The sequence below is a fragment of the Ralstonia sp. OTU4908 genome (genome assembly GCF_038440115.1).
In the GTDB taxonomy this organism is placed as follows: domain Bacteria; phylum Pseudomonadota; class Gammaproteobacteria; order Burkholderiales; family Burkholderiaceae; genus Ralstonia; species Ralstonia pickettii.
In genome coordinates, this window is record NZ_JASATD010000091.1 from 1 (window position 1) to 1,221 (window position 1,221).

Sequence of the window (1,221 nt, forward strand, 5' to 3'; positions counted from 1 at the left end):
CTGGCCGACTGCCTGACCGACATGATCTACAAGGCCGGCCCGCAGCCGGGTTTTGTCATCGTGCTCGAGGGCCTGCCGTGCCAGCCGAAGTTCGACAAGGAAGCCCGCGAAGTGCTGCTAGACGTGTTCCGTGACGCGGCCGAGTTCTGGGCAGAGCGTAAGGTACAGTTCCGCGTGTTCTATTCGTTCGCCTGAGCCAGGCCGCTTGGCCGGTTGTTCGGCCCGGAAATGAAGAAGCCCGCAAATGCGGGCTTTTTTGTTTCACGATGACTCCAGCCCGGTAGTTCGCTGGACTGCGCCGTAGCTAGATACAGCAGGTTTATCAATAACTTACGCGCGTCCATCATATGCCGGTGCTTTCTGAAACTTGACCCGGTTTTCCCTCGCGCCGCTCCTATCTGGCTCCTGGAATCCGGGTTGTTCCGAGGAGTCATCATGGCAAAGATCAAGCTCACTAAGACCGCCGTGGAGTCGGCCCAACCCCAGGCCAAGGATGTTGAACTGCGGGATACCGTGGTGCCCGGCTTCCTGTGCAAGATTACCCCGACCGGCCGCCGGGTGTTCATGCTCCAGTACCGCACGAACTCCGGCCAGCCCCGCAAGCCCTCGCTGGGGCTGTACGGGGAGCTGACCGTCGAACAGGCACGAGTCAAGGCACAGGACTGGCTGGCCGAGGTTCGCCGGGGCGGCGACCCCGGCGGCGCCAAGGCCGAGGCGCGCAAGGCGCCCACGATGGCCGAGTTGTGCAAGAAGTTCATGGAGGACTACTCCAAGAAGCGCAACAAGCCCAGCACGCAGGACGGCTATCAGGGCGTCATAGACCGCAACATCATCCCGCTGCTGGGCCGCAAGAAGGTGCATGACGTGAAGCGGCCCGACATTGCCGGGCTGATGGAGAAACTGGCCTACAAGCCGACCGAGGCGAACAAGACCTTCGGCGTGCTGCGCAAGATGTTCAACCTGGCCGAAGTGTGGGGCTACCGCCCGGACGGCACGAACCCGTGCCGCCACGTCCCCATGTACCCGCCGGGCAAGGAAACCCGGCTCATCGTGGACGAGGAAATGGTGCGGATCTTCCGCCAGTTGGAGAAGCTGGAGGCGGAGGGGCTGGAGAACTACGTCATCCCGCTGGCGATCCGGCTGCAATTCGAGTTCGCCGCCCGGCGCTCCGAAATCTGCCCGCTCGAATGGAGCTGGCTGGACTTCGAGAACCGGCGCGTG

At 62.8% G+C, this 1,221-nt stretch carries 2 protein-coding genes; both read left to right on the forward strand.

What is annotated here, in order from left to right; translation table 11 throughout:
• Positions 1 to 195: barstar family protein (locus AAHM38_RS25415; RefSeq protein ID WP_342234419.1), on the forward strand; the 195-nt coding region annotated here is incomplete at its 5' end.
• A gap of 240 nt (positions 196 to 435) precedes the next feature.
• On the forward strand, positions 436 to 1,221 hold a 786-nt coding region (locus AAHM38_RS25420; protein WP_342234420.1), incomplete at its 3' end, for a tyrosine-type recombinase/integrase.